The 25,654-nt window shown below is 60.4% G+C and carries 29 protein-coding genes; 15 read left to right on the top strand and 14 right to left on the bottom strand.

Annotation, left to right across the window (positions count from 1 at the left end):
• Positions 1–107 precede the first annotated feature (107 nt).
• Together AB1462_RS27880 and htpX are read left to right on the top strand one after the other, a co-directional pair.
• On the top strand, positions 108–1,319 hold the full coding sequence (locus AB1462_RS27880; protein WP_012723006.1) for a pyridoxal phosphate-dependent aminotransferase: 1,212 nt from the start codon (positions 108–110) through the stop codon (positions 1,317–1,319).
• Between the two features lie 303 nt (positions 1,320–1,622).
• Entirely contained in the window at positions 1,623–2,510 is an 888-nt protein-coding gene (gene htpX, locus AB1462_RS27875) for a protease HtpX (protein ID WP_027607000.1), read from the top strand.
• Between the two features lie 55 nt (positions 2,511–2,565).
• Here htpX and AB1462_RS27870 read toward each other — a convergent pair whose 3' ends face one another.
• Positions 2,566–3,222 (bottom strand): thiopurine S-methyltransferase, encoded by a 657-nt coding sequence (locus AB1462_RS27870; RefSeq protein ID WP_259193532.1) that lies wholly within the window; start codon positions 3,220–3,222, stop codon positions 2,566–2,568.
• Positions 3,223–3,327: 105 nt separating this feature from the next.
• On the opposite strand from AB1462_RS27870, the gene AB1462_RS27865 reads away from it, so the two are divergent.
• Positions 3,328–4,095: a class III extradiol ring-cleavage dioxygenase gene (locus tag AB1462_RS27865; protein WP_315338170.1), complete on the top strand. Its 768-nt coding sequence runs from the start codon at positions 3,328–3,330 to the stop codon at positions 4,093–4,095.
• 68 nt (positions 4,096–4,163) lie between these two features.
• On the opposite strand, the gene AB1462_RS27860 is transcribed toward AB1462_RS27865, so the two are convergent.
• Positions 4,164–5,837, bottom strand: a complete 1,674-nt coding sequence (locus AB1462_RS27860; RefSeq protein ID WP_027606997.1) for a DEAD/DEAH box helicase — start codon at positions 5,835–5,837, stop codon at positions 4,164–4,166.
• Between the two features lie 422 nt (positions 5,838–6,259).
• Between AB1462_RS27860 and AB1462_RS27855 the strand changes: the two genes are divergently transcribed.
• A complete protein-coding gene (locus tag AB1462_RS27855; RefSeq protein ID WP_367248527.1) occupies positions 6,260–7,051 on the top strand; it encodes a crotonase/enoyl-CoA hydratase family protein in 792 nt (263 codons plus the stop codon).
• A 116-nt stretch (positions 7,052–7,167) separates the two neighbouring features.
• Here AB1462_RS27855 and AB1462_RS27850 read toward each other — a convergent pair whose 3' ends face one another.
• Positions 7,168–7,923: a spermidine synthase gene (locus tag AB1462_RS27850; RefSeq protein WP_259193535.1), complete on the bottom strand. Its 756-nt coding sequence runs from the start codon at positions 7,921–7,923 to the stop codon at positions 7,168–7,170.
• Between the two features lie 124 nt (positions 7,924–8,047).
• On the opposite strand from AB1462_RS27850, the gene AB1462_RS27845 reads away from it, so the two are divergent.
• The gene (locus AB1462_RS27845) at positions 8,048–9,394 is read left to right on the top strand and encodes a class II 3-deoxy-7-phosphoheptulonate synthase (protein ID WP_367248525.1); all 1,347 of its coding nucleotides are present in this window, start codon (positions 8,048–8,050) and stop codon (positions 9,392–9,394) included.
• Positions 9,395–9,567: 173 nt separating this feature from the next.
• Here AB1462_RS27845 and AB1462_RS27840 read toward each other — a convergent pair whose 3' ends face one another.
• Entirely contained in the window at positions 9,568–10,788 is a 1,221-nt protein-coding gene (locus tag AB1462_RS27840; protein WP_367248523.1) for a winged helix-turn-helix domain-containing protein, read from the bottom strand.
• A 45-nt stretch (positions 10,789–10,833) separates the two neighbouring features.
• Positions 10,834–11,040, bottom strand: a complete 207-nt coding sequence (locus AB1462_RS27835) for a DUF1127 domain-containing protein (RefSeq protein WP_244176400.1) — start codon at positions 11,038–11,040, stop codon at positions 10,834–10,836.
• Positions 11,041–11,110: 70 nt separating this feature from the next.
• On the opposite strand from AB1462_RS27835, the gene AB1462_RS27830 reads away from it, so the two are divergent.
• Positions 11,111–11,992 (top strand): LysR substrate-binding domain-containing protein, encoded by an 882-nt coding sequence (locus tag AB1462_RS27830; protein WP_367248521.1) that lies wholly within the window; start codon positions 11,111–11,113, stop codon positions 11,990–11,992.
• Here AB1462_RS27830 and AB1462_RS27825 read toward each other — a convergent pair.
• Positions 11,982–12,731, bottom strand: a complete 750-nt coding sequence (locus AB1462_RS27825) for a sulfite exporter TauE/SafE family protein (RefSeq protein WP_367248520.1) — start codon at positions 12,729–12,731, stop codon at positions 11,982–11,984. The genes AB1462_RS27830 and AB1462_RS27825 overlap by 11 nt on opposite strands.
• Before the next feature lie 108 nt (positions 12,732–12,839).
• Here AB1462_RS27825 and AB1462_RS27820 point away from each other — a divergent pair, with 108 nt between their 5' ends.
• From AB1462_RS27820 to AB1462_RS27805, 4 genes are all read left to right on the top strand, one after another.
• Positions 12,840–13,790 (top strand): LysR family transcriptional regulator, encoded by a 951-nt coding sequence (locus tag AB1462_RS27820; protein ID WP_367248536.1) that lies wholly within the window; start codon positions 12,840–12,842, stop codon positions 13,788–13,790.
• Positions 13,791–13,870: 80 nt separating this feature from the next.
• The gene (locus tag AB1462_RS27815; RefSeq protein WP_259193540.1) at positions 13,871–14,323 is read left to right on the top strand and encodes a MarR family winged helix-turn-helix transcriptional regulator; all 453 of its coding nucleotides are present in this window, start codon (positions 13,871–13,873) and stop codon (positions 14,321–14,323) included.
• 236 nt (positions 14,324–14,559) lie between these two features.
• Complete coding sequence (locus AB1462_RS27810; RefSeq protein WP_090407298.1) at positions 14,560–14,979, top strand: organic hydroperoxide resistance protein; 420 nt, start codon at positions 14,560–14,562, stop codon at positions 14,977–14,979.
• Between the two features lie 27 nt (positions 14,980–15,006).
• On the top strand, positions 15,007–16,023 hold the full coding sequence (locus AB1462_RS27805) for an alpha/beta hydrolase (protein ID WP_367248517.1): 1,017 nt from the start codon (positions 15,007–15,009) through the stop codon (positions 16,021–16,023).
• A 63-nt stretch (positions 16,024–16,086) separates the two neighbouring features.
• On the opposite strand, the gene AB1462_RS27800 is transcribed toward AB1462_RS27805, so the two are convergent.
• Together AB1462_RS27800 and earP are read right to left on the bottom strand one after the other, a co-directional pair.
• Positions 16,087–16,659 carry an elongation factor P gene (locus tag AB1462_RS27800; protein WP_003172723.1) on the bottom strand — a complete coding sequence of 191 codons (573 nt, stop codon included), beginning with the start codon at positions 16,657–16,659 and terminating at the stop codon, positions 16,087–16,089.
• Positions 16,660–16,708: 49 nt separating this feature from the next.
• On the bottom strand, positions 16,709–17,842 hold the full coding sequence (gene earP / locus AB1462_RS27795; RefSeq protein ID WP_090407305.1) for an elongation factor P maturation arginine rhamnosyltransferase EarP: 1,134 nt from the start codon (positions 17,840–17,842) through the stop codon (positions 16,709–16,711).
• 132 nt (positions 17,843–17,974) lie between these two features.
• Between earP and AB1462_RS27790 the strand changes: the two genes are divergently transcribed.
• The gene (locus AB1462_RS27790; RefSeq protein WP_090407308.1) at positions 17,975–18,343 is read left to right on the top strand and encodes a hypothetical protein; all 369 of its coding nucleotides are present in this window, start codon (positions 17,975–17,977) and stop codon (positions 18,341–18,343) included.
• A gap of 5 nt (positions 18,344–18,348) precedes the next feature.
• Positions 18,349–18,831 (top strand): transcription elongation factor GreAB, encoded by a 483-nt coding sequence (locus tag AB1462_RS27785; RefSeq protein ID WP_367248515.1) that lies wholly within the window; start codon positions 18,349–18,351, stop codon positions 18,829–18,831.
• Between the two features lie 5 nt (positions 18,832–18,836).
• Here the strand turns inward: AB1462_RS27785 and cysB are convergent, their stop codons facing one another.
• The 5 genes from cysB to AB1462_RS27760 all read right to left on the bottom strand — a co-directional run bounded on the left by cysB (position 18,837) and on the right by AB1462_RS27760 (position 22,739).
• On the bottom strand, positions 18,837–19,811 hold the full coding sequence (gene cysB / locus AB1462_RS27780; RefSeq protein ID WP_003189876.1) for an HTH-type transcriptional regulator CysB: 975 nt from the start codon (positions 19,809–19,811) through the stop codon (positions 18,837–18,839).
• Positions 19,812–19,915: 104 nt separating this feature from the next.
• Positions 19,916–20,416, bottom strand: coding sequence for a universal stress protein (locus AB1462_RS27775; protein ID WP_090407311.1), 501 nt, complete (start codon positions 20,414–20,416; stop codon positions 19,916–19,918).
• Between the two features lie 53 nt (positions 20,417–20,469).
• A complete protein-coding gene (locus AB1462_RS27770) occupies positions 20,470–21,387 on the bottom strand; it encodes a 5'-nucleotidase (RefSeq protein WP_027606981.1) in 918 nt (305 codons plus the stop codon).
• Between the two features lie 15 nt (positions 21,388–21,402).
• On the bottom strand, positions 21,403–22,356 hold the full coding sequence (locus tag AB1462_RS27765; protein WP_259193543.1) for a putative 2-dehydropantoate 2-reductase: 954 nt from the start codon (positions 22,354–22,356) through the stop codon (positions 21,403–21,405).
• Positions 22,353–22,739, bottom strand: coding sequence for a thioredoxin (locus tag AB1462_RS27760; RefSeq protein ID WP_315338183.1), 387 nt, complete (start codon positions 22,737–22,739; stop codon positions 22,353–22,355). The genes AB1462_RS27765 and AB1462_RS27760 overlap by 4 nt, the downstream gene beginning before the upstream one ends.
• Here AB1462_RS27760 and AB1462_RS27755 point away from each other — a divergent pair.
• Together AB1462_RS27755 and AB1462_RS27750 are read left to right on the top strand one after the other, a co-directional pair.
• Positions 22,738–23,172: a PilZ domain-containing protein gene (locus AB1462_RS27755; protein WP_090407322.1), complete on the top strand. Its 435-nt coding sequence runs from the start codon at positions 22,738–22,740 to the stop codon at positions 23,170–23,172. The two genes, AB1462_RS27760 and AB1462_RS27755, sit on opposite strands and share 2 nt — an antisense overlap.
• 130 nt (positions 23,173–23,302) lie before the next feature.
• Positions 23,303–24,379, top strand: a complete 1,077-nt coding sequence (locus tag AB1462_RS27750) for a 3-deoxy-7-phosphoheptulonate synthase (RefSeq protein ID WP_053130701.1) — start codon at positions 23,303–23,305, stop codon at positions 24,377–24,379.
• A 72-nt stretch (positions 24,380–24,451) separates the two neighbouring features.
• Here the strand turns inward: AB1462_RS27750 and AB1462_RS27745 are convergent, their stop codons facing one another.
• The gene (locus AB1462_RS27745; protein WP_027606976.1) at positions 24,452–24,733 is read right to left on the bottom strand and encodes a GNAT family N-acetyltransferase; all 282 of its coding nucleotides are present in this window, start codon (positions 24,731–24,733) and stop codon (positions 24,452–24,454) included.
• 611 nt (positions 24,734–25,344) lie between these two features.
• Between AB1462_RS27745 and oprI the strand changes: the two genes are divergently transcribed.
• Complete coding sequence (gene oprI, locus AB1462_RS27740; protein ID WP_003172710.1) at positions 25,345–25,596, top strand: outer membrane lipoprotei OprI; 252 nt, start codon at positions 25,345–25,347, stop codon at positions 25,594–25,596.
• Positions 25,597–25,654: the final 58 nt, after the last annotated feature.

Genomic DNA, 25,654 nt, shown 5'->3' with positions numbered 1-25,654 from the left:
CCCGCGCTACCGGCATTCAAACGTATTTATGGGTGCGGGCCTTGCAGCATTCACAGTACGGTAGTGCCCATACCGTCTGGATCGTTCATTTTCAGGATCACATCGCCATGCAGGTCAGCAAATCGAACAAGCTCGCCAACGTCTGCTACGACATTCGCGGCCCAGTGCTCAAGCACGCCAAGCGCCTGGAAGAGGAAGGCCATCGCATCCTCAAGCTGAACATTGGCAACCCGGCGCCCTTTGGTTTCGAAGCGCCGGATGAAATCCTCCAGGATGTGATCCGCAACCTGCCAACGGCCCAGGGCTACAGCGACTCCAAAGGCCTGTTCAGCGCGCGCAAGGCCGTGATGCAGTACTACCAGCAGAAGCAGGTCGAAGGTGTCGGCATCGAAGACATCTACCTGGGTAATGGCGTGTCCGAGCTGATCGTGATGTCCATGCAGGCCCTGCTCAACAACGGCGACGAAGTGCTGGTGCCGGCACCGGACTACCCGCTGTGGACCGCTGCCGTGACCCTGGCCGGCGGCCACCCGGTGCACTACCTGTGCGACGAGGGCGCCGACTGGTTCCCGGACCTGGCCGACATCAAGGCCAAGATCACGCCGAACACCAAGGCCCTGGTAATCATCAACCCGAACAACCCCACCGGCGCCGTGTATTCCAAGGAAGTGCTGCTGGGCATGCTCGAGTTGGCACGCCAGCACAACCTGGTGGTGTTCTCCGACGAGATCTACGACAAGATCCTCTACGACGATGCGGTGCATATCTGCACCGGTTCCCTGGCGCCGGACCTGCTGTGCCTGACCTTCAACGGCCTGTCCAAGTCCTACCGCGTGGCGGGTTTCCGCTCAGGCTGGATCGCGATTTCCGGACCCAAGCACAACGCCCAGAGCTACATCGAAGGTATCGACATGCTGGCCAACATGCGCCTGTGCGCTAACGTGCCGAGCCAGCACGCAATCCAGACCGCCCTGGGTGGCTACCAGAGCATCAATGACCTGATCCTGCCCCAGGGCCGCCTGCTGGAACAGCGCAACCGTACCTGGGAACTGCTCAATGCGATCCCGGGCGTGAGCTGCGTGAAGCCCATGGGCGCGTTGTACGCCTTCCCAAGGATCGACCCGAAAGTCTGCCCGATCCTCAACGACGAGAAGTTCGTGCTCGACCTGCTGCTGTCGGAAAAGCTGCTGGTGGTCCAGGGCACGGCGTTCAACTGGCCGTGGCCGGATCACTTCCGTGTGGTGACCCTGCCGCGCGTGGATGACCTGGACATGGCCATTGGCCGTATCGGCAACTTCCTCAAGTCCTATCGCCAGTAACCGGCATGGCGCTGTACGACCCACATTCGGTCGTACAGCGATTATCTGGCAACACTTCTCTGGCTATCCACTTTCCCCGCACTGCACTTGCGTCTCTACATCCACAAGCCCCTGTAGTTACGGGGCCGCAAGGCAAAAAGTGGCTTTTCACGGATGGCATTCGTCATCGGAAAATCCCTTCAAGGCTCTACATTCAGGCTGTAGGACACAGTTTGAAATAGTCGCTCGGTTGAATCACCCCAAGCCGCACCTTATATACCCCGCAGTACGCGACATATTAAGCATGAGGAGAACTCTACAACCATGATGCGCATCCTGCTGTTCTTGGCCACCAACCTGGCGGTCGTGCTGATTGCCAGCATCACCCTGAGCCTTTTCGGCTTCAACGGGTTCATGGCGGCCAACGGGGTTGATCTGAACCTCAATCAGCTGCTGATTTTCTGTGCGGTCTTTGGTTTCGCCGGTTCGCTGTTCTCGCTGTTCATCTCCAAGTGGATGGCGAAGATGAGCACCAGCACCCAGATCATCACTCAACCACGCACTCGCCATGAACAATGGCTGATGCAAACCGTGGAGCAGTTGTCTCAAGAAGCAGGTATTAAAATGCCCGAAGTCGGGATTTTCCCTGCTTACGAGGCCAATGCCTTTGCGACGGGCTGGAACAAGAACGACGCCCTCGTGGCGGTCAGCCAAGGGCTGCTCGAGCGCTTTTCACCCGATGAAGTGAAGGCGGTACTCGCGCACGAAATTGGCCACGTAGCCAACGGCGACATGATTACCCTGGCGCTGGTGCAAGGCGTGGTTAACACCTTCGTGATGTTCTTTGCGCGGATCATCGGCAACTTTGTCGACAAGGTGATCTTCAAGAACGAAGGCGGCCGCGGTATCGCCTACTTCGTAGCGACCATCTTTGCCGAAGTGGTACTGGGCTTCCTGGCCAGCGCGATTGTGATGTGGTTCTCGCGCAAACGAGAGTTCCGCGCAGACGAAGCCGGCGCACGCCTGGCTGGCACCAGCGCAATGATCAGCGCGCTGCAGCGCTTGCGCTCCGAACAGGGCCTGCCGGTGCATATGCCCGACAGCTTGACCGCTTTTGGCATCAACGGTGGCGTCAAGCAGGGCTTGGCTCGCATGTTCATGAGCCACCCACCGCTGGAAGAGCGTATCGACGCGCTGCGTCGTCGGGGCTGATACCCGGGAATGCAAAAAGGGGCGATTGGATCGCCCCTTTTTTTGTGCACGGTTTTTACACCTTGGTGAGCCGATAGGCGCACTCTTCCAGGCGCGTGACACCGTCCTGCACGAACTTCCAACTCTCCCCCAGAATATCCTGGGCCTCGAGCACCTCCAGGCGCCACTGGAAACCCAGTAGCACCTTTACCTCATCATCCGTCACCGCAAAGGGTGGGCCGGCTTTTTGCGTCTGGTCGTAGTCCAGGGTGATCAGCAGCCCCTGGCAGCCTGGCCGCAACAGGCTATTCAACTGCTCGGCGTACTGCGCGCGCATCAGCGGCGGCAAGGCGATCAGTGCGGCACGGTCGTAAAGCGCAGTGCAATCAGCCAGTACCCCAGCGTCCAAGGCAAAGAAATCGCCGCACCATACTTCGATCAAATCAGCCTGGTACACCTTGAACACGCCGTGCCGAGTGATTCGCGGCGTCAGATTCTGCTCGCTGAAAAAAGCTTCAACCGCCTGCTCCGACAGTTCAACGCCGAGTACGCGATAGCCGTTACTGGCCAGCCACATCAGGTCCAGGCTTTTGCCACACAGCGGCACCAGCACCTTGGCGCCCTGGGCAAGTGTCAGCGAAGGCCAATACCGCAGCAGGTAAGGATTGACCTCGGGCAAGTGAAAACCGATCTGATTGCGCGCCCAGCGTTCCTGCCAAAATTTGGGCTCCATGGAATCACCTCCGAAAATTCGATCAAAAAGCGCTAAAACTTATATTAGATTTAGATCAATGATCTGATTGAAGATGGGCCCATGTTAAACCTCAGGACCTTCCTTATGTTGCCCAGCCTGTTTATCTCCCACGGATCGCCCATGCTTGCCCTGCAACCCGGCGCCAGCGGCCCCGCCCTGCAACGCCTGGCCGCTGAACTGCCACGGCCGAAGGCAATTGTGGTGGTGTCGGCGCACTGGGAAAGCCAGGAACTGCTGGTCAGCGGCAGCGCTGCGCCCGAAACCTGGCACGACTTCGGCGGCTTCCCCCGCGAGCTGTTCGCCGTGCAGTACCCGGCGCCGGGCGACCCGCAATTGGCCAACGAAATCGTCGAGCTGCTTCATGCCGACGGTTTGAATGCGCGAATCGATGAGCGCCGCCCTTTCGACCATGGCACCTGGGTGCCGCTCTCGCTGATGTACCCGGCAGCGGACATTCCAGTGGTGCAAGTCTCATTGCCCAGTCACATGGGCCCTGCCCTGCAAACCCGCGTCGGGCATGCCCTCGCCAGCTTGCGCGAACAGGACGTACTGTTGATCGGCTCCGGCAGCATCACCCATAACCTGGGCGAGCTGAACTGGCAGGCCGGACCCGAGAGTATCGAACCCTGGGCACGCGACTTCCGCGACTGGATGGTGGACACACTCGCCGCCAACGACGAGGCAGCCTTGCATGATTACCGTCGCCAGGCGCCCCACGCCGTGCGTAGCCATCCCAGCGATGAACATTTGTTACCGCTGTACTTTGCGCGCGGCGCCGGGGGTGCCTTCAGCGTGGCGCATCAAGGGTTCACCATGGGCGCGCTGGGCATGGACATCTACCGTTTCGGTTAACACCGGACAAAAAAATCCCCGAACCAGTCGGGGATTTTTTATGTGCGATCAATCAGCCCAAGGGCGGATCAATCTTCGCGGTAGCGACGCAGCTTCAATTGCTTGCCGGCAACGCGGGTGTCTTTCAGCTTGGTCAGCAGTTTTTCCAGACCGTCTTCCGGCAGCTCCACCAGGGAGAAGCTGTCACGGACCTGGATGCGACCGATGGCTTCACGTGCCAGGCCACCCTCGTTGAGGATAGCGCCCAGCAGGTTCTTGGCAGCGATACCATCACGCGCGCCCAGCGCGGTACGGCAACGAGCACGGCCTTCAGCCAATGGAACCGGAGCGCGACGCTCACGATCACCACGGTCCGGACGGTCGCCGGTACGCTCTGGACGATCACCGCGTGGCGCGTTGTTCGGCACCAGTGGGCGCTCTTTCTCGATGGCTGCCAGGGTCAGGGCCTGACCGTTGGTAGCCTTGCGCAGCAGGGCTGCAGCCAGGGCACGTGGGGTGCAACCGATATCGGCGGTCAGGCGGTCCAGCAGGTCGCCGTGGGTCGATTCAGCGTCAGCTACCAGCGGCGACAGGCTGTTGGTCAGTTTCTTGATGCGGGCATCGAGAACGGCCTGGGCATCCGGCAGGCGGACTTCAGCCACTTTCTGACCGGTTACACGCTCGATCACTTGCAGCATGCGGCGCTCACGTGGAGTCACCAGCAGCAGTGCACGACCTTCGCGACCGGCACGGCCGGTACGGCCGATACGGTGAACGTAGGACTCTGGATCGTAAGGCATGTCAACGTTAAACACGTGGGTGATACGCGGAACGTCGAGACCACGAGCCGCTACGTCGGTCGCTACAACGATGTCCAGACGGCCATCCTTGAGGGAGTCGATCACGCGCTCACGTTGGTTCTGGGCGATGTCACCGTTCAGCGCAGCAGCTTTGTAGCCTTTGGCTTCCAGGGCACTGGCCAGGTCCAGGGTCGCTTGCTTGGTACGCACGAACATGATCAGGGCGTCGAAGTCTTCGACTTCCAGCAGGCTCAATACAGCCGAGGTCTTCTGGTCAGCGTGAACCAACAGGTGAGCCTGTTCGATCGCGGTAACGGTCTGAGTCTTGGTCTGGATCTTCACGTGTTGCGGATCGCGCAGGTGGCGCTCGGCAATGGCACGGATCGACTGTGGCAGGGTAGCCGAGAACAGGACGGTCTGACGGGTTGGAGGCAGTGCCTTGAAGATGACTTCCAGGTCATCCATGAAGCCCAGCTTCAACATTTCGTCAGCTTCGTCCAGAACCAGGTGGTTCACGGTCGACAGGACTTTCTCGTCGCGACGCAGGTGGTCGCACAGGCGGCCTGGGGTGGCAACAACGATCTGAGCGCCATTACGGATGGCTTTCAGTTGCGGGCCCATCGGCGCGCCGCCGTAAACGGCAACAACGGTAACGCCTGGCATTTGCTTGGCGTAGGTTTCGAAAGCGGTTGCTACTTGCAGCGCCAACTCACGCGTTGGCGCCAGGATCAGGGCTTGCGGTTCGCGCTTGGCAGGATCGATGCAGTGCAGGATAGGCAGGGCGAACGCGGCGGTTTTACCGGTACCGGTTTGCGCCTGGCCAATCATGTCCTGGCCGGCCATGATGATCGGGATCGATTGCTGCTGAATCGCCGAAGGTTCTTCGTAGCCGGTCGCGATGACGGCAGCGAGAATGTTCGGGTTAAGATTAAAAGCGGCGAAGCCGCCGGTTTCCTGGGTCATGGGTCTGCCTCTAAGTGCATCCGCAAAGACCCATGCTCCAAAGCTGCGCATGCCGTGTTGAGACTCAAGAGTCGCCCTGGCTGCTTTGTCGGCGGGGATTTGCGAAAACGAATGAATGAAAAAGATTCGTCAAGGGAGAGTCCGCTGTGCGGACGTGCAGCCGAAGCTGACTTCGGGGAATTGCGCTACCTAAACGCGGCCCGGTTAAAGGCCGGCGCGCACTATACCGGAAATACCTGAAAAAGGGAGCTTTTTTTATCGCCAGGCGCCGATAAACCGCGCTGCATCACAGTCTTTGCAGATAAGCGCGCCAGGGTCTATTTTTCAAAGGCCCGGCCCTGTTGGTCATCACGCTTAAACGGTTCACCCAGCATCGAGACCCTTTGGTCTGAAACCCTTCATTGCGCCCGAGGGAACACCCGATGAATCAAGCCAACCGCAGCCGCGTCAGCCGTGAACTCCAGGGCCATGTCCTGCTGTTGGGCCTGGATCGGGTCGCCAAGCGCAACGCCTTTGACCTGGATTTGCTCAATGAACTGAGCCTGGCTTATGGCGAATTTGATCGAAATGACGAAGCACGGGTGGCCGTAGTATTTGCCCACGGCGACCACTTCACCGCTGGCCTGGACCTGGCCAATGTCAGTGGCGTGATGGCGGGAGGCTGGCAACCCCCACTGGGAGGTTGCGATCCGTGGGGCGTTTTCGCAGGCCCCAGGGTCAGTAAACCGGTGATCATCGCGGCCCAGGGCTACTGCCTGACCATCGGTATCGAGTTGATGCTCGCTGCGGATATTAATGTGTGCGCGAGCAATACCCGCTTTGCGCAGATGGAAGTACAACGTGGGATTTTTCCGTTTGGGGGTGCGACATTGCGTTTTCATCAGATCGCCGGCTGGGGCAACGCAATGCGCTGGCTGCTCACCGGCGATGAGTTCGACGCCCATGAAGCCCTGCGCCTGGGTTTGGTGCAGGAAGTAATGGCCAGTGAAGACCTGCTGCCCCGCGCCATCGAACTCGCCAGTCGCATCGCGCGCCAAGCACCGCTTGGCGTCCAGGCCACCTTGATGTCGTCCCGCCTGGCACGTATGGAAGGCGAAACTGTTGCGGCGGCCGCGCTGCCGCCGATGGTGGATAAATTGCTGAACACCGAGGATGCCAAGGAAGGCGTGCGGGCGATGGTCGAGAAGCGGCCGGGGGTGTTCAAGGGTATTTGAGTCGCCTGTACCGACGCCATCGGGGGCAAGCCCTCTCCCACATTTGAAATGAGTTCCAAGTGTGGGAGGGGCGGTGCGACGATTCGACTTGCCGCCGATGGCGTCGGTACAGGCGACTAAGTAGCCGGCCGAATCGCCTTGATCAACGGCTGCAACGAATACCCCAATCGCGGTGCGAGGGCTTCGGCGCGCCCCCAGAGCGCATCAAGATCCAGCGCCTGGTCCAGCTCCGAAGGCACCAATAGGATCACATTGCCCTCCTTCACCGGCAGTTCCCAGTAATGCCGGTGGTACAAACCACGCAGCAACGCCGCGCCCAAGGGTTTGCCATCATCGGTCGCCCACTGGTTGATCACCAGCCAACCGCCAGGGTTGAGTTTCTTCTGGCAGTTTTCCAGGAAGGTCCAGGCCAGGTGTCCGACGCCAGGGCCGACATCCGTGTAAAGGTCGACGAAAATCAGGTCCGCCGATTCAGCGGTCTCCAACAATTCCAAGGCGTCGCCGATGCGGATATACAGACGCGGATCATCATCCAGCCCCAAGTATTCGATGGCCAGGCGCGGCACATCAGGGCGCAGCTCGATGGCTTCGACATCTTCCAGCGGCAGGAACTTGAGGCACGCCTGGGTCAACGTACCCGCTCCCAGGCCGAGGAACAGCGCGCTCTCCGGCTGCTCATGGCACAACGCACCGATCAGCATCGCACGGGTGTAGTCGTACTCCAGCCAGCTCGGGTCAGCGGTGAACACGCAGCTTTGCTCGATGGCGTCGCCAAACTCGAGAAACCGGTAATCGGCCACCTCGAGCACACGGATCATGCCGAAATCATCATGGACTTCGGCCAGCAGGCGCTCGACACGCTCCTCGGTCATCACTACTCCTAAAGGGTTTACCGCACGGCAAAGGCGCGATTGTCGGCCAACCGGCGGCAACAGGTCACGCACTAATTACTGATAACATTGGCGCCCCACCGTCAACCACCCAATCGAGTTCATGATGAGCCAACCCTGGAGCCCCGACAGCTGGCGCGCCCTGCCAATCCAGCAACAACCCCAGTACCCGGACGCTGCGCACTTGTTGCACGTAGAGCAGAGCCTGGCCAGCTATCCGCCGCTGGTGTTTGCCGGGGAAGCCCGCGAGTTGCGCCGTCAGTTTGCCGAGGTGACCCAGGGTCGCGCGTTCCTGCTGCAAGGTGGCGACTGCGCCGAGAGCTTTGCCGAGTTCTCCGCCGCAAAAATCCGCGACACCTTCAAGGTGCTGCTGCAGATGGCCATTGTGATGACCTTCGCCGCCGGCTGCCCGGTGGTGAAAGTCGGGCGCATGGCCGGCCAGTTCGCCAAGCCGCGCTCGGCCAACGATGAGACCATCGACGGCATCACCCTGCCCGCCTACCGTGGCGATATCGTCAACGGCATCGGCTTCGACGAAAAAAGCCGCGTGCCGGACCCGGACCGCCTGCTGCAGTCCTACCACCAGTCCACCGCCACCCTCAACCTGCTACGCGCGTTTGCCCAGGGCGGTTTTGCCGACCTGCACCAGGTGCACAAGTGGAACCTGGACTTTATCGCCAACTCCGCCCTGGCCGAAAAATACAGCCAGTTGGCCGACCGCATCGACGAAACCCTGGCCTTCATGCGTGCCTGCGGCATGGACAGCTCACCGCAACTGCGCGAAACCAGCTTTTTCACCGCCCATGAAGCGCTGCTGCTCAACTACGAACAAGCCTTCGTGCGCCGCGACAGCCTGACCAACGACTACTACGACTGCTCGGCCCACATGCTGTGGATCGGCGACCGCACCCGTCAGTTGGATGGCGCTCATGTCGAGTTCCTGCGCGGGGTGAACAACCCGATCGGCGTCAAAGTCGGCCCGAGCATGAACCCGGATGACCTGATCCGCCTGATCGACATCCTCAACCCCGACAACGACCCCGGCCGCCTCAACCTGATCGCGCGCATGGGCGCAGGCAAAGTCGGCGACCATCTGCCCAACCTGATTCGCGCCGTGCAGAGCGAAGGCAAGCAGGTGTTGTGGAGCTCCGACCCGATGCACGGCAACACCATCAAGGCCAGCAGCGGCTACAAGACCCGCGACTTTGCGCAGATCCTCGGCGAGGTCAAGGAGTTCTTCCAGGTGCACCAGGCCGAGGGCACGTATGCCGGCGGGATTCATATCGAGATGACCGGGCAGAACGTCACCGAGTGCATCGGCGGCGCGCGGCCGATCACTGAAGATGGCTTGTCGGACCGCTACCACACCCATTGCGACCCACGGATGAACGCCGACCAGTCGCTGGAGTTGGCGTTCCTGATTGCCGAGACTTTGAAGCAGGTCAAGCGCTAGCAGACGTGTGGAAAATAGGGCTTGTTGTGGCGAGCGGGCTTGCCCCGCGTTGGGTGGCGAAGCCGCCCCAAAACCCACGCCGCCATTGCGCCTGAACCCCTTCAGTGATCTTACTGGGGCTGCTTCGCAGCCCAACGCGGGGCAAGCCCGCTCGCCACGAAAGTACCTTCCTCCTACAAGTGCAGCATGGCTAACCGCAACCGGTCGGCACTCGACCGCTGGCAATTGAGCTGGATATGTTCGAGCCCCAGCCAGTCGGCCATTTGCCGCAGGTTCAACGCCAGCGCCAACATCCCCTCCTCATCCAGCCCCGGCTCTTCCTCATGCACCGCATGCACGGCCAGGCGCCCGTTGGCGCGTTCGGCCCGCAGGTCGATCCGTGCAGCGATCCGCTCGTGGTGCAAAAACGGCAGCACGTAGTAGCCGTACACCCGTTTGTCTTGCGGGGTGTAGATCTCCAGCCGGTAGCGGAAATCGAACAGGCGCTCGGTACGGCTGCGCTCCCAGACCAGCGAGTCGAAGGGCGACAGCAGTGCGCTGGCCGACACCTTGCGCGGCACGTTGGGCGCGGGCAGGCAATATGCCGCTTGCGTCCAGCCTTGCACCTGGCAAACCTGCAATTGCCCGTCCTCGACCAACTCCGCGAGGCGACTGCGACTGTCGGCGGGGTCAAGGCGGAAGTAGTCGCGCAGGTCTTTTTCGGTGCCTACACCTAAGGCGGTGGCGCTGTGCAGCAGCAAGCCACGCTGGGCCTCGGCCTCGGCCAACGGTGCCTGCCGGAGGATGTCGCCAGGGATGACACGCTCGGGCAAGTCGTAGAGCCGCTCGAAACCCCGTCTGCCGGCAACGGTAACCAGGCCGGCGGCGAACAGCCACTCCAGCGCATGTTTTTCATCGCTCCAGTCCCACCAGGGTCCGGCCCGTTCTTCGCGGGTCGACAAACTGCCCGCGCCCAGCGCGCCCTGCTGTTCGACGGTCTGCAAAACGCGCTGGATCGTGGCCTGCTGCTCACGACCAAAGCGCGCCATCTGCGAATAGATACCACGCCCCTCTTGCGCCCGCTCCATACGCCAACGCATCAACGGGTACAACGCCATCGGCAGCAACGAGGCCTCGTGCCCCCAATACTCAAACAGGGAACGCCGCCGGCCCTGGCTCCAAGCCGCTTGTTCAAGCAACAACGGGGAGTAATTGCCCAGGCGGGAAAACAGCGGCAGGTAATGAGAGCGCACCAGCGCATTGACCGAGTCAATCTGCACCACGCCCAAGCGCTCGATCACGCGGTTGAGGTGCGCGGCCTTTATCTGTGCTGGCGCCTGGCGCCCGGAAAATCCCTGGGCCCCCAGCGCCATGCGTCGAGCTTGCTTGAGGGAAAAGGACAAGTCGGCGGGCATGGGAATCTCCTTGAATGCTCGCGACCTACCCTACTGCATCCGCGGTCATTTTCGCAGCGGATCTTCCCAGAAATGCCGATGGCTCTCCTGCTCCACATCGGCACGGCTGAGGCCGATGTCCTTGAGCGCATCATCGCTCATGCTCGCCAGCATCAGCCGTTCGTGGCGCAACACCTGCCACCGAAATACCACCCGCAGTAGCCCGGAAAACGGCCGCTTGGCGATCAACACAAAACCTTTCTGACCTTTCATCTTCTCGCCCTCCAGTGGGGATGACGCAAGTGTGTGCCGTGCAATATGATCAATCCAACGAATGTTTCTTATGCAATACATCTCGGAGATTGATCAATTGTCCGGCTACCCGAGTATCGACACTGAAGTGCTGCGCACCTTCGTCGCCATCGCCGACCAGGGCGGTTTCACCCGCGCCGGTGCACTGGTCAACCGCACCCAATCGGCGGTGAGCATGCAGATGAAACGTCTGGAAGAAGACGTGTTGCAGCGCAAGCTGTTCGAGCGCGATGGCAGGCAAGTGCGGCTGACGCCAGAGGGCCAGGTGTTGCTGGGTTATGCGCGGCGTATCCTGAAACTCCACAGCGAGGTGTTCAACACCCTGCGCGAGCCGCATATGGTGGGGCTGGTACGCATCGGTACGCCGGACGATTACGTGATGCGTTTCCTTCCAGGGATCCTAAAGCGGTTCTCCAAGGCCTACCCGCTGATCCAGATCGAGCTGCACTGCGAATCATCAAGGGTGCTGATGCAGCGACGGGATCTGGCGCTGACCGTTATCAGCCGCGAACCCGGCAAGGAAATCGGCGAGCTTTTGCGCACAGAGCGCATGGTATGGGCAGCGGCGCCATGTTTTTGCGTGGAAGAGCACGATGCCGTGCCCCTGGCGGTGTCCGGTACCGACTGCGTGTACACGCAATGGACCCAGGCCGCACTGGATGCAACCGGGCGGGATTACCGCCTGGCGTATCACAGCACCAACGTCGCGGCGATCCAGGCCGTCGTGAGTGCCGGCCTGGCCGCCATGATCTGCATGGAAAGCCTGGTGACTGACGACTTGCGCGTACTCGGCAGCGATGAGGGTTTCCCACCGCTGCCCTCGATGAATTTGCACTTGCTGCGTAACCCGCAAATGACCTCACCGATCACCGAGTGCCTGGCCGAATACATCCTCGAAGGCTTCAGACTTTAAACGTCAGCATCACCGCACACAGCACCAGGAAGCCGCAGAACAGGCCGCGCAACACACGCTCCGGCAACGCATGGGCAACCTTCACGCCCCAACTGATACTGAGCAAGCCGCCAACGGCGAGCGGTACGCCGATCATCCAGTCCACCTCGTGGTGCCAGGCATAAGTGACCAACGTCACACCCGTGCTGGGCAACGCCAAGGCCAGGGACAACCCTTGGGCGACGACCTGGGTGGTGCCGAACAGGCTGGTGAGCACCGGAGTGGCCACCACCGCGCCGCCAACTCCGAACAAACCGCCCATGGAACCGGACACCGCGCCCAACACGCCAAGCCAGGGCCAGGAGTAACGCATGTGTGCCGTCGGCGGTGCATTACGTGTGAACATGCGCAGCAGGTTGTAAGCCGAAAGTGTCAGCAAGAACGCAATAAAGCCGATACGCATGGCGCCTGCGTCCAACCCCACGGCCCAGATCGAGCCGAGCCAGGCAAAGCTGAACCCCATGATGCCCAAGGGCAGCGCGTGCCGCAGTTCGATGCGATTGCGCTGGTGGTAACGCCACAGGGCGAGCATCACGTTCGGCACCACCATCACCAGCGCCGTGCCTTGGGCAAGTTGTTGGTCCAGGCCGAACCACACGCCGAGTACCGGGATTGCAATCAGCCCGCCACCAATACCAAACAGGCCACCCACCGTGCCGAGGGCCACGCCCAATACCAGGTACACCGCTAAATCCAACACCGCTCGCTACTCCCCATTCACAAGACCTGCATGCTACGCAGTCGACTCTGGCGCGGAAACGCACAGCAACGCACAATGGCTATGCCAATCTCGCACAAGCACGCGCCGATGAATCCTCATACGCTGACCGATCAACTGAGTCTGTTTCTCGATGTATTGGAAACGGGCAGCTTTTCCGCTGCAGCACGTCGCCATCCGCTGACGCCCTCGGCGGTGGCGCGGCGTATCGACAGCCTGGAAAGCTCCGTGGGCAGCCGCTTGTTCCAGCGCAGCACGCATGCGGTGGTGCCGACCCCGGCGGGCCTGGCCTTCGCCGAGCGGGCACGCAGGATCGTCAGCGAGTTGCAACTGGCGCGGGCGGAAGCCGCCTCCCTGAGCCATGCACCCGAGGGCCTGATTCGCGTGGACGCCCCGGCAGCGTTTGGTCGACGGCATCTGGCGCCAGTGATCGCGGACTTTCTGAATGTGTACCCGGGGCTGGATGTGCACCTGCACCTGATCGACAGCTTTGTCGATATGCAGGGCGCGCACTTGGGCAAGGTCGACTTGGTGCTGCGCGCGGGGCATATCGTCGATACACGGCTGATCGCCACGCCCCTGGCCAGTATCGTGCGCATCGCCTGCGCCAGTCCGGCCTACCTGAAAAGCCGTGGCACCCCGGCCCACCCCCGCGAATTGAGCGAGCATGACGGCCTGGACTGGGACGGCCTGGCGCCGATGTTCGCGTGGCGCTTCGAAATGGATGGGCGCCGTGCAACGTACCGCCCGCGGCGCATCCGCATGAGCGCCAACAACGCTGAAGCGCTGTTATCGGGTGCTCTCGCCGGGCTCGGCATCGCCCACCTTCCCACCTGGCTGGCCAGTGAGTACCTGGTACGCGGGGAGTTGCTGCCGCTGTTTTGCAAAGACGGCCTGCCCAGCCCGGAGACCACCGGGATCTACGCATTGCGCCTGGAACAGCAGCCCAATGCGCGCAGCCGATTGCTGCTGGAATACCTCAAGTCCCGATTCAGCCCCGTGCCGCCTTGGGATCTGGCACTGCAAAGCGGGCTGGTCTGACCAGCCAGACAGAATTATCTGGCGCATTAAAGATTTGCCCGCTAGATTCCAGGGCAGACACGCTTTTTTGAGGCACCGCCATGAGCAAAAATCCCGCCCCCTGCGAATCCCTATTGCTGGACAATCAACTGTGTTTCGCCCTGCACTCCACGTCGCTGCTCATGACCAAGGTCTACAAACCGCTGCTGCAAGCTCTCGGCCTGACCTACCCGCAGTACCTGGCCATGATGGTGCTGTGGGAAGAAGATGGTTTGACCGTCGGCGAAATCAGCAGCCGCCTGCTGACCGACCCGGGCTCCCTGACGCCACTGCTCAAGCGCCTGGAAGCCGAAGGCCTGCTCAGCCGCACCCGCAGCCGTGAAGATGAGCGCGTGGTAGTGGTGGAACTGACCGACGCTGGACGTGCCTTGCAGGAGAAGGCCATGGGTATTCCCCAGTGCATTCTCGGCGCCAGCGGTTTGGAGCTGGACCAATTGCGCAAGCTGCAGGCTGATTTGCTTACGTTGCGGGGCAACCTGCAGAACGCGATCTAAACACAGCAAAACACTCAACATGTGGGAGGGGGCTTGCTCCCGATGACGGTTTATCCGTCGACGAATCTTTTGGCTGAAACACCGTTATCGGGAGCCCCCCCCTCCCACATTGGTTTGCAGCGACTGAAAAAATATTTATACATTTATATTGCGCACTAAACATTAGCGCTATACATTCATCTCACCAACTACTTAGCGCGCAAAATATTAGCGCTATAAACCAAGAGGACGACACCATGCAAACGCTCTATACCGCAGTAGCCACCGCCACCGGCGGCCGTGATGGTCGCGCTGTTTCCAGCGACAACATCCTCGATGTGAAACTCTCCACCCCCAAAGAATTGGGCGGCGCCGGTGGCCAGGCAACCAACCCGGAACAACTGTTCGCTGCCGGTTATTCGGCCTGCTTTATCGGCGCCCTGAAATTCGTCGCCAGCCAGACCAAACGCAAAATCCCGGACGATGCCTCGATCACTGCCCACGTCGGCATCGGCCAGATCCCTGGTGGTTTCGGCCTGGATATCGACCTGCACGTCAGCCTGCCAGGCCTGGACCAGGACGATGCGCAAAGCCTGGTCGACGCCGCTCACCAAGTCTGCCCGTACTCCAACGCCACCCGTGGCAACGTCGATGTGCGCCTGCACGTAACCGTCTAACCACTGCTGCTGTCACTGGAGAAGAACATGAACACATTTGCCAAAGTGCTGACCGGCAGCCTGCTCGCCCTGTCCATCACTCACGCTTTCGCCGCCAATGGCGACGTTGAACACACTACCCAGGCCTTCCTGGATGTGTTGAACGCCGGCACCGGCAAGCCGATGGAACAACTGACGCCCAAGGAAGCCCGCGCCATACTGACGGGGGCCCAGGCCGGTGTGAAGTTGACCTTGCCCAAGGCGGACGTGAGCCAGAAGACCATTCAGGTCGATGGCCAGCCGCTCGACCTGACCATCGTGCGGCCAGCCGGGGTCAAGGGCACATTGCCGGTGTTCATGTTCTTTCACGGCGGCGGCTGGGTATTGGGGGATTACCCGACTCACGAGCGCCTGGTGCGCGACCTGGTGGTGGGCTCGGGGGCCGTGGCGGTCTTCGTCAACTACACGCCTTCACCGGAAGCGCACTACCCGGTGGCGATCAACCAGGCTTACGGCGCAACCAAGTGGGTCGCCGAGCACGGCAAGGACATCAACGTCGACGGCAAACGGCTGGCGGTCGCGGGCAATAGTGTCGGTGGCAATATGGCAGCCGTCGTCAGCCTGATGGCCAAGGACAAGGGCACGCCCGCGATCAAGTTCCAGTTGCTGTTGTGGCCGGTGACCGATGCCAACTTCGAGACGGCGTCCTACAACCAGTACGCCGAAGGGCACTTCCTCACCAGGAACATGATGAAGTGGTTCTGGGATAACTACACCACCGACGCCAACCAGCGGGCCGAGATCTACGCCTCGCCGTTGCGGGCGACCACGGATCAGCTCAAGGGCTTGCCGCCCGCGCTGATTCAGACTGCCGGTGCTGATGTGTTGCGTGACGAAGGCGAAGCCTATGCGCGCAAGCTGGACCAGGCCGGGGTTCCCGTAACGGCCGTGCGCTATAACGGCATGATCCACGACTACGGTTTGCTCAATGTGGTCAGCCAGGTACCCGCAGTGCGTTCGGCCTTGCTGCAGGCATCGGACGAGCTGAAGCAACACCTGAAGTAAAAAGCAGCGCCCACGAAAAAGCCCGACGCAAGGTCGGGCTTTTTCGTATCGGCGGGGCCAGAATTACTTCTTGGCGCGACCTTTGTACGAACCGCCTTCGCGGGTGTCGATCTCGATCAGGTCGTCGATTTCGATGAAATCGGCTACTTGCAGTTCGGTACCGTTGCTCAGTTTGGCAGGCTTCATCACTTTGCCCGAAGTGTCACCGCGAGCGGAACCTTCGGTGTAGGCAACCTTACGCACGATAGTGGTCGGCAGCTCTACGGAAACCAGGCGCTCTTCGAAGAAAATAGCTTCGCAGACGTCTTCCATGCCTTCTTCGATGAACGGCAGAACGGCTTCGATATCTTCAGCGTTCAGCTCGTACATGGTGTAGTCGGTGGTGTCCATGAACGTGTAGGTGTCGCCGCTGATGAAGGACAGGGTCGCTTCTTTGCGGTCGAGGATCACGTCGTCCAGTTTGTCATCGGCGCTGTAGACGATCTCGGTCTTGTAACCGGTCAGCAGGTTCTTCAGCTTGGTCTTCATGATTGCGCTGTTACGACCAGACTTGGTGAACTCAGCTTTCTGAACCAGCCAAGGGTCGTTTTCGAGACGGATCACTGTACCGGGTTTCAGTTCTTTACCAGTTTTCATTGCGTATATCCGAAATTTGGATGGGATTTACAAAAATCAAGGTCGCGTATCATATCCAACTTTCATAAAACTGTACCAGCGCCGTCGCAAGATCGGCCTGCAAGCCTTGTTCCAGACACCACGTCTGCGCGTGCTGACTAAGCTCAGGCCAGTGCTCCAGCAGCATTTTCCACGGTTGTGCCATATCGCCATCAGTGTTCCAGGCTTGCCAGAGTTCGACCAAGGCGACCTTTGCGGCCGGCGACAGGGCGGCGGTGTACAGGTCCAGGAAGGCGTCGAGCTTGTCCAGGTGGATGTCTTCGTCCTGGCGATAGATGTGCCACAGCAGCGGCCGCCCCGCCCATTGGGCGCGCACGAACGAGTCTTCGCCGCGCACGGCGTTGAAGTCGCAACACCACAGCAGGCGGTCATATTGCTCCTGGCGCACAAACGGCAGCACCTGCACGGTCAGGGCGCCGTGCTGATGAACGTCTCCCACCGACAGGCCTTCTACGCCGAGCCAATGCTGCACATCCCCGAGGATGCGCCCTTCCGGTACCAAGAGATGCGTGACGCGCCCGTCTGTCGACAGTACGTCCAGCCAACTGGCCAATCCGGCGTTTTCGTAGGCGAACAACGAGATGAGCCGCGCACCTGCTGCCGGAAACACACCCAAGGCTTGCAGGAATTGCCGCTGCGCATCGGCATCCTGCTGAAACGCCTGACGCTGCTCCAGCAACCCTGCCTCGCGTAACAGCCCCCCGGTGCCGGGTCGGAAACCCGGAAAAAAGAAGTACTTCTGCACACCCTTGAATTTCACCGACGGCAACCGATGGCACCCCACCACCCAATCTTCGGCGCTGAGATAGTCCAGGTTCATCCACAACGGTGTGCGTTCACGCGCGGCCATGGCTTCCATGTAGTCAGGCGGCAACTGGCAGGCGAAGGCGGCGATCACCACATCGGCTGCCGGAGCGCTCGACCACGTGGCCGGCCAATGGCGCACATCGACACCCTCTTGCCATTGCTGGTCCAGGCGCACATCAATGTCGGGACACATACGCTCGAAGGCGCGCAGGTCGTCGACCCACAAGCGCACCTCGCACCGCTGCTCAGCCACCAATTGCCGGGCCAGGCGCCAGGTCACGCCAATGTCGCCGTAGTTATCGACGACGCTGCAAAAAATATCCCAGCGGGCTCTCATTCCGGGCTCCAACGCTCAAAGGCTCGATTGTCCGCATAAATGCGCTGATGCAGAAGGCTTGATCGCGATTATTCTGCACAGTAGCTGTGCGACAATCGCCGCCATGCCGTTAATGCCTGCCAGGAGGCCATCATGTCCGATCGCTCGTTGTCGCTGCCCAAGCTCACCCTCGCCATTGCCCTGGGGGTGTGGCTGGGGTTTATCGCCATCGCGCTGACCACCTGGCTGGCGTCGCGCTATCTATTCCCGCAAAGCCTGGCGCCCGTGGCCCAGGCCGTTCAGCAACTGGGTAAACCTGCACCGGTTGCGCCGGAGCCGCCGAACCGTATGTTCGAGCAGTACCAACAGAACCTGCAGAAGCAGGAACAGCAGCAAGCCTTGGACCAGGCCCGCAACAACACGCGCAACTTGTCCAACCCCAAATGCCAGTTCTGGCTGCAACAGGACCAGAACGCACCCAATGAAAAGACCCGGGCCAATGTCCTGCAATTCTGCGATTGATGACCATGAATAAACACGCCGTTCACCAGTTGATCCTGGAAAAGCTCACCGCCGACCTCGACATCGCCCAGCGCGCCGCGCAGACCGCTTACGAAACCGCGACCCACGAAGAAAATATCGCCGAAAACAAATACGACACCCTCGGGCTGGAGGCGTCTTACCTGGCAGCCGGGCAAGCCAAGCGCGTCGAGGAAATCAAGCAGGCGTTGGCGCTGTGCCAGAACCTGCCACTGCGTGCGTACGATGATCAATGTGGCATAGAAGTCGGCACGCTACTGGGCCTGGAGGACGAGAACGGCCGCCAGCAGTGGCTGTTCCTGGCACCGGATGCGGCGGGTTTGAAGGTGGACGTGGTCGGCCAACCGGTGACCGTCATCACCCCGCGCTCCCCCCTGGGCAAAAGCCTGCTGGGCAAGTTCGAAGGTGATGAGGTGGCGATTCTGGTGGCAGGCGCCCGGCAACACTTTACGGTTACCGAGGCCAAATAAACCCCTTAATGGACGGGCAACTCCACGCCGTCGAACAGCTCTTCCAGTTCCTGTTTGTTGTGGCACTGGATCGCCTTGGCCATGACTTCACGGGTCAGGTGCGGGGCGAACTTCTCGATGAAGTCGCACATGAAGCCCCGCAGGAAGGTGCCACGGCGGAAGCCGATCTTGGTCACGCTGGACTCGAACAGCTCGCTGGCATCCAGCACTACCAGGTCTTTATCGAGGTTGGTATCGACGGCCATCTTGGCAACGATGCCCACGCCCAGGCCCAGGCGCACATAGGTCTTGATGACGTCGGCGTCGGCGGCGGTGAACACCACTTTCGGCGTAAGACCGCGATGGCTGAAGGCTTCGTCGAGCTTGGAGCGGCCAGTAAAACCGAAGACGTAGGTCACGATCGGGTATTCAGCCAGGGCTTCCAAGGTCAGCTTCGGCAACTTGGCCAATGGGTGGCCTTGGGGCACGACGACGCAACGGTTCCAGCGGTAGCACGGCATCATCACCAGGTCACCGAACAGCTCCAGGGCTTCGGTGGCGATGGCGAAATCGACGGTGCCGTCAGCGGCCATCTCGGCGATCTGCATCGGCGAACCCTGGTGCATGTGCAGCGCCACGTCCGGGTATTGCTTGATGAAATCGCGGATCACCGGCGGCAATGCGTAACGCGCCTGGGTGTGAGTCGTGGCAATCGAGAGGGTGCCTTTCTTCTCGTTGGAGAATTCCTGGGCGATCTGCTTGATGCTCTCGACTTTGCGCAGGATCTCGCCGGCGGTGGTGATGATGCGTTCACCGGCCGGTGTGACACGGGTGAGGTGCTTGCCGCTGCGCGCGAACACTTCGACGCCCAGCTCGTCTTCGAGCAGGCGGATCTGCTTGCTGATACCGGGTTGCGAGGTGTAAAGGCTTTGAGCGGTAGCGGAAACGTTGAGGTCGTGGTGCGCCACTTCCCAGATGTAGCGCAGTTGTTGAAGCTTCATATGTATCCCTCAAAGCAGATAGACGCCACGGGTATCAGCGACGGTATATAACTATATTAAAGGTTCGACGGATAAATCTAGAACTTTTTATCCTTTCTCACCCATCACACGTCATCACTGCGTCGACGTTGTAACGAAGGCACCAGGTAAACCGGCACGGTAGACAGCTGCAGCACCCGCGCGGCGGTGCGCCCAAGCGGAGTGGCGGCCGCCGTGGCATGGCTGTGACTGCCGACGATCAGCAGGTCGACGGACAGTTTGCGCAACTGCTCAAGTATCACTTCGCACGGATCCCCCTGGATCACCCGTACCGAGCGAATCAGCTCCAGGTCTTGCTCCCCCTCCCCCAACTCTTCACGAAAACTGTCCAGCACCCGTTGCTCGATGGTTGCCATGACAGTGGTCAGCCCCTGGCTCTGCCATTCACTCAAGGCCCTCTCATCAAGGTAGCTCTGCAACACCGATTCGGCGAACAACCCGATGGGCTCGACCACATGAATCACATCCAGGTCTGCCTTGAACGTTCGCGCCAGCGCCAGTGCATGCTGCATCACATACGGCGCATACAGACCAAGGTCCGTGGCGTACAGCATCGAACGAATCATAAAACCTCCCGGACGGCCAGGATGGAGGAGATTGAATGAGCTTAGCAGCGCCCCTAAGTCTCGGCTTGAATCCTCACCTCGTTACTGATGCCATGGGGCACATGCCCGGTGGCCACCACCTCCCTGGCTTTCTCGCAGTGACCGGCCTGGTCATCGAAAAACACATCTGCGGCAAACGCCTCGAGGAATGCGGACTTCTCCAGGCCGCCGAGAAACAGTGACTCATCCAGTCGGATGTCCCACTCACGCAAGGTCCGAATCACCCGCTCGTGAGAAGGCGCCGAACGGGCGGTCACCAGGGCCGTGCGGATCGGGCAGGCCTCGTCCGGAAACTCACGCTGCAATAAGTTGAGTGCCGCCAGGAAACCCTTGAAGGGCCCGCCGTGCAATGGCTGCCGCGCCGACTCGCGCTCGCTGGCCTGGAATGCCTCCAGCCCACCGGCCTGATACACGCGCTCCGACTCATCGGAGAACAGCACCGCGTCACCGTCAAAGGCGATCCGCAGTTCCTCGCTGGAAGCCCGGCGCGGACCACCCGACAGAATCGTCGCGGCGGCAAAGCCGGCGTCGAGGGCACTGCGGACATCTTCAGCATGGGTGGAAAGAAACAGATGACAGCCAAAAGCGGCCAAATAAGGATAAGGACTACGCCCACCTACAAAGGCTGCGCGGGAAATATCCAGGCCGTAATGCTGGATAGAATTGAACACGCGCAAGCCGGTGTCAGCACTGTTGCGCGACACCAGCACCACCTCGACCCGAGCACGGCCCAGGCTGGCATTGAGGCTCAGCAGCTTCTTGACCAGCGGAAAGGCGTCACCGGGCTCGAGGATCTCTTCCTCGTGTTCGATCTGGTATTTGCGGTAGGCCTCCACCCCTTGGGCCAGGTAGACCTTGTGGCTGTCGCTCAGGTCGAACAGCGCCCGCGAGGAAATCGCCAGCACCAGTTTGTCGCCCAATCCCTTTGCCATGGTACGTCCCCCGAATCAGCGGTTATGCCGATCAATAAAGCTCAAGGCCTGGTACAGCGCCTGCATTCGCGGCAACTCGCAACCCGCGGCCTTGGCGGCAGCGAGCGGTCGCGCATAGATCGCCGCCAGTTCCAGCGGGCGCTTGTGTATATGGTCGTGGTACATGCTGGGCAGGTAATCGTCCATGGTTTGCGTCATGGCGAACATCTGCTCGGCGTAACTGCCGGGGATTTCATGGCCGCAGGCATGGGCGCCCTGCACCACTTCGGCCATCAGCGCCTGGATCAGCTCGCGGCTGGATTCGTCCGCCATCATCGCCGTGGTGCCGGTGCCCAGCAACACCGAGAGGCCGTTGTAGGGCACGTTCCACACCAGTTTGTGCCAGCGCGCCTGATGCACATTGGCCATGCCTTGGGACTCGATACCGGCCTTATGAAACAACGCAGCGCCGGCTTCGACAATAGCCTTCTGGCGGCTCTCATCGTTGGCCGCCGTGCCGCTGTGGTAGCCCAGGTTGACCCGGCCCAACGCCTGGTGCTCGACCACGCCAGGCGCAGAGCGGTGTACGCCGATGTAGCACAGCCCGCCCAATAGATGCAGGGATGGCGGCAGGTGTTCACGCAGACTGTCTTCGACATCCAGGCCGTTTTGCAGCAACACCACCTTGGCGTCCGGCGCCGCGACCTGGGCGAGGGTCGGGGCCAGCTCGACATTGCCGGTGGATTTGGTGCCCACCAGCAACCAGTCGCACGGGGGCATGTCGGCGGCACGGGCGTAGGCCTGCACCGGGTGCAGCTGCAGGTTGCCATGCACACGGCTATTGACGCGCAGGCCGTGCTCGCTGACCGCCGCGTATTCGCTGCGCAACAGGAAGTGCACGTCGAAGCCCGCGCGGGCCAGCATCAGGCCGTAGAAACCACCGATGGCGCCGGTGCCGATAATGCCAATGCGTGGCGACTGTGCTGTCATGGCAGATCCTCTGGAGTGCGGCTAAGCGCTTGGTTAATGGTGTCGACAAGGTCAGAAAGCGTAAGGCGTGTCTGTATCTGCCCGAGGAATTGACCCTCGCACACCACAAACAACGCGGGCAAATGAAAGATCTGGTAGCGTTCGACCGCACCGCCGTTGTGCCCGGCATCCACCCAACACAAACGGTCCACCGGCAAACGCCAGTCCGGCAATTGCTGGCGCGCCCAACGGCAACTGGAACATCCCACGCTGGTGAACACCACCAGCGAAATACCTGGCAATCCCAGCAATTGCTGGTCAATATCCAGGTCGGTCAATTCCAGTTCCTTCACTATACTGCTGCCACCGCCGTCAACTGGACGGTGCTCGGAGTCCGTGTACATGGGTCGTTTTTTACCTCACCCTGATGATGTCGCTGTCGAGTTAATCCAACGCCCCTCTCCCGCCATTCCCCGCCAACGCCTGCTCACTATCGGCCTGGGCGGCGTCGCCTGCAATTGGCCCCGCGCATGGCGCCAGGGCACGGCCGTTGACCTGCACATTCCCTCCCTCGGTGCCACGGCCCGCTATCCGGGGTATGTGGCGTGGTGTCGCAAGGTGGAAAACGGCTACCGCGTGGGCATTTCGTTTACCGATGAGCATGCGTTGTTCGGTGCACGAATGGGTGAGCAAGCATGCCGGATAGAGCGCTACTGCCGCCAGCATGAAGATGCCGAACCGACTCCGCAGCAACTTGAAGCCCTGGCCCGTGAGTGGGTGGCGCGCCATGCCGGCGAGTTTGCCCATGAGACGTTTGTGCGGCCAACGCTGGATTAAAGCGGGCTTTGCCCATTGTCGCGGGCCCGTGTTACGCGCTAAGGTTCCTCCCCCCTGCATTCAAATCATGCTGTGCCCGCCGCACGGGGATGGCTGGCGGCCGGCACCCGTGACCCTGGCGAGTAACACGATGGCTGATTTACCGATCAATGACCTAAACGTCGAATCCAACGAGACACTGATCACACCCGATCAGCTCAAGCGCGAAATCCCTTTGAGCGACGCTGCCCTGCAGACCGTCACCAAAGGCCGCGAAGTCATCCGTGACATTCTCGACGGCACCGACCACCGCCTCTTCGTCGTGATCGGGCCTTGCTCGATCCACGACCTCAAGGCTGCCCACGAATACGCCGAGCGCCTCAAAGTGCTGGCGGCTGAAGTGTCCGACACCTTGTACCTGGTGATGCGCGTCTATTTCGAGAAGCCGCGTACCACCGTCGGCTGGAAAGGTTTGATCAACGACCCGTACCTGGACGACTCGTTCAAGATCCAGGACGGTTTGCACATTGGTCGCAAGTTGCTGCTGGACCTGGCCGAAATGGGCCTGCCCACCGCCACCGAAGCCCTCGACCCGATCTCCCCGCAGTACCTGCAGGACCTGATCAGCTGGTCGGCCATCGGCGCACGTACCACCGAGTCGCAGACCCACCGCGAAATGGCGTCCGGCCTGTCCTCGGCCGTGGGTTTCAAGAACGGTACCGACGGCGGCCTGACCGTGGCGATCAACGCGCTGCAATCGGTCTCGAGCCCTCACCGTTTCCTGGGTATCAACCAGGAAGGCGGCGTCTCCATCGTCACCACCAAGGGCAATGCCTACGGTCACGTGGTGTTGCGCGGCGGTAACGGCAAGCCCAACTATGACTCGGTCAGCGTTGCGCTCTGCGAACAGGCGCTGAACAAGGCCAAGATCAAGCCGAACATCATGGTCGACTGCAGCCACGCCAACTCCAACAAGGACCCGGCCCTGCAGCCGCTGGTGATGGAAAACGTCGCCAACCAAATCCTTGAAGGCAACCAGTCGATTATCGGCCTGATGGTCGAGAGCCACCTGAACTGGGGCTGCCAGGCGATTCCAAAGGACTTGGCCGACTTGCAGTACGGCGTGTCGATCACCGATGCCTGCATCGACTGGTCCGCCACCGAGAACACCCTGCGCAGCATGCATGCCAAGCTCAAGGACGTATTGCCGAAACGCAAGCGCACCTGAACCTGTATCTGAAGTGTGCGCACACAAAAACGCCGGGCTGAGCCCGGCGTTTTTCATGCTGCGTTTAATGCGTCAAAGCTTCGCGGCATGGCGCTGGTGGCGCTCCATGTAGCGTTCGACATAGGAGCACGACGGTATCACCGTGTAGCCTTGCTCTTCGGCGAACTTCAACGCTTCCTCGGTCAACGCGGCTGCAATGCCACGGCCGCGCAGTGCGTTGGGCACGAAGGTCCGATAGATGTCCAGGGTCTGCTTTCCGAGGTCCATATAGGTCAGATAGGCACGATGACCGTCCACATTGGTCTCGAACTGATGACCAGCCTGGTCATGGTGGATGGACAACGCCTCGCTCATCACTACTCCTCGCGGGTCTTGGATTCTGACCCCTACCTTACCGATGTTTTTCCGGCGAAGGAACATCTACGCCACCCCGTGCCGGTTTCGACAACGAGAAAACCTATAGCGCTCACAACCAGCACGTAGGGAATAGTAGGCACCAATCCTGTAATTGCTCAAGACGTACCCGTCATCCCTGCCACTGGCGGATATAGAAAGGGCCTCGATCAACCGGTGACCGAAAGCCTGAACATTGCCGGCAGTTGAACCTTGAGACGAACAGGCGCTCTTAAAGTCACCTCTACATGCGTAAAAGATACTCTGGCAAGCAACGTCAAACGCAACCAAAGTGTCGGCGCAGATATATAAATTTTCATCTGATTGCCAGGCTCGGCACATGCGGGCCGGAGCTTTCAGCCTGGATCCAATCTTCATCCGACTGAAAAAAATTGGACGGTTTTTATACAAACCTTCAAAAGGTTAGCCAAAATAGATTCGGCGCGAGAATTTTTTTTGCTTCTTGCGCTACGTCAGTTTACTTACTACAAGTAATGGGTAGTATGTACGCCGGCTATTAGCTCACTCTGAGAAAGTAGCCATTTAATAGAAAGTCCTTGAAGGGGAACACGATGAACAACGTTCTGAAATTCTCTGCTCTGGCTCTGGCCGCAGTTCTGGCTACCGGTTGCAGCAGCGTCTCCAAAGAAACCGAAGCTCGTCTGACTGCAACTGAAGACGCAGCAGCTCGCTCCCAGGCCCGTGCAGACGAAGCCTACCGTAAAGCTGATGAAGCTCTGGCTGCTGCTCAAAAAGCACAACAGACTGCTGACGAAGCTAACGAGCGCGCTCTGCGTATGCTTGAAAAAGCTAGCCGCAAGTAATAATCCCTCGGGGTTGTTATCAAGCCGATCCATTCTTGGATCGGCTTTTTATTGCCTG

The sequence above is a fragment of the Pseudomonas sp. SB113 genome, assembly GCF_040754745.1.
In the GTDB taxonomy this organism is placed as follows: domain Bacteria; phylum Pseudomonadota; class Gammaproteobacteria; order Pseudomonadales; family Pseudomonadaceae; genus Aquipseudomonas; species Aquipseudomonas grimontii.
The sequence above is the reverse complement of the archived record's forward strand: the minus strand, read 5'-3'. Positions and strand labels throughout refer to the sequence as shown.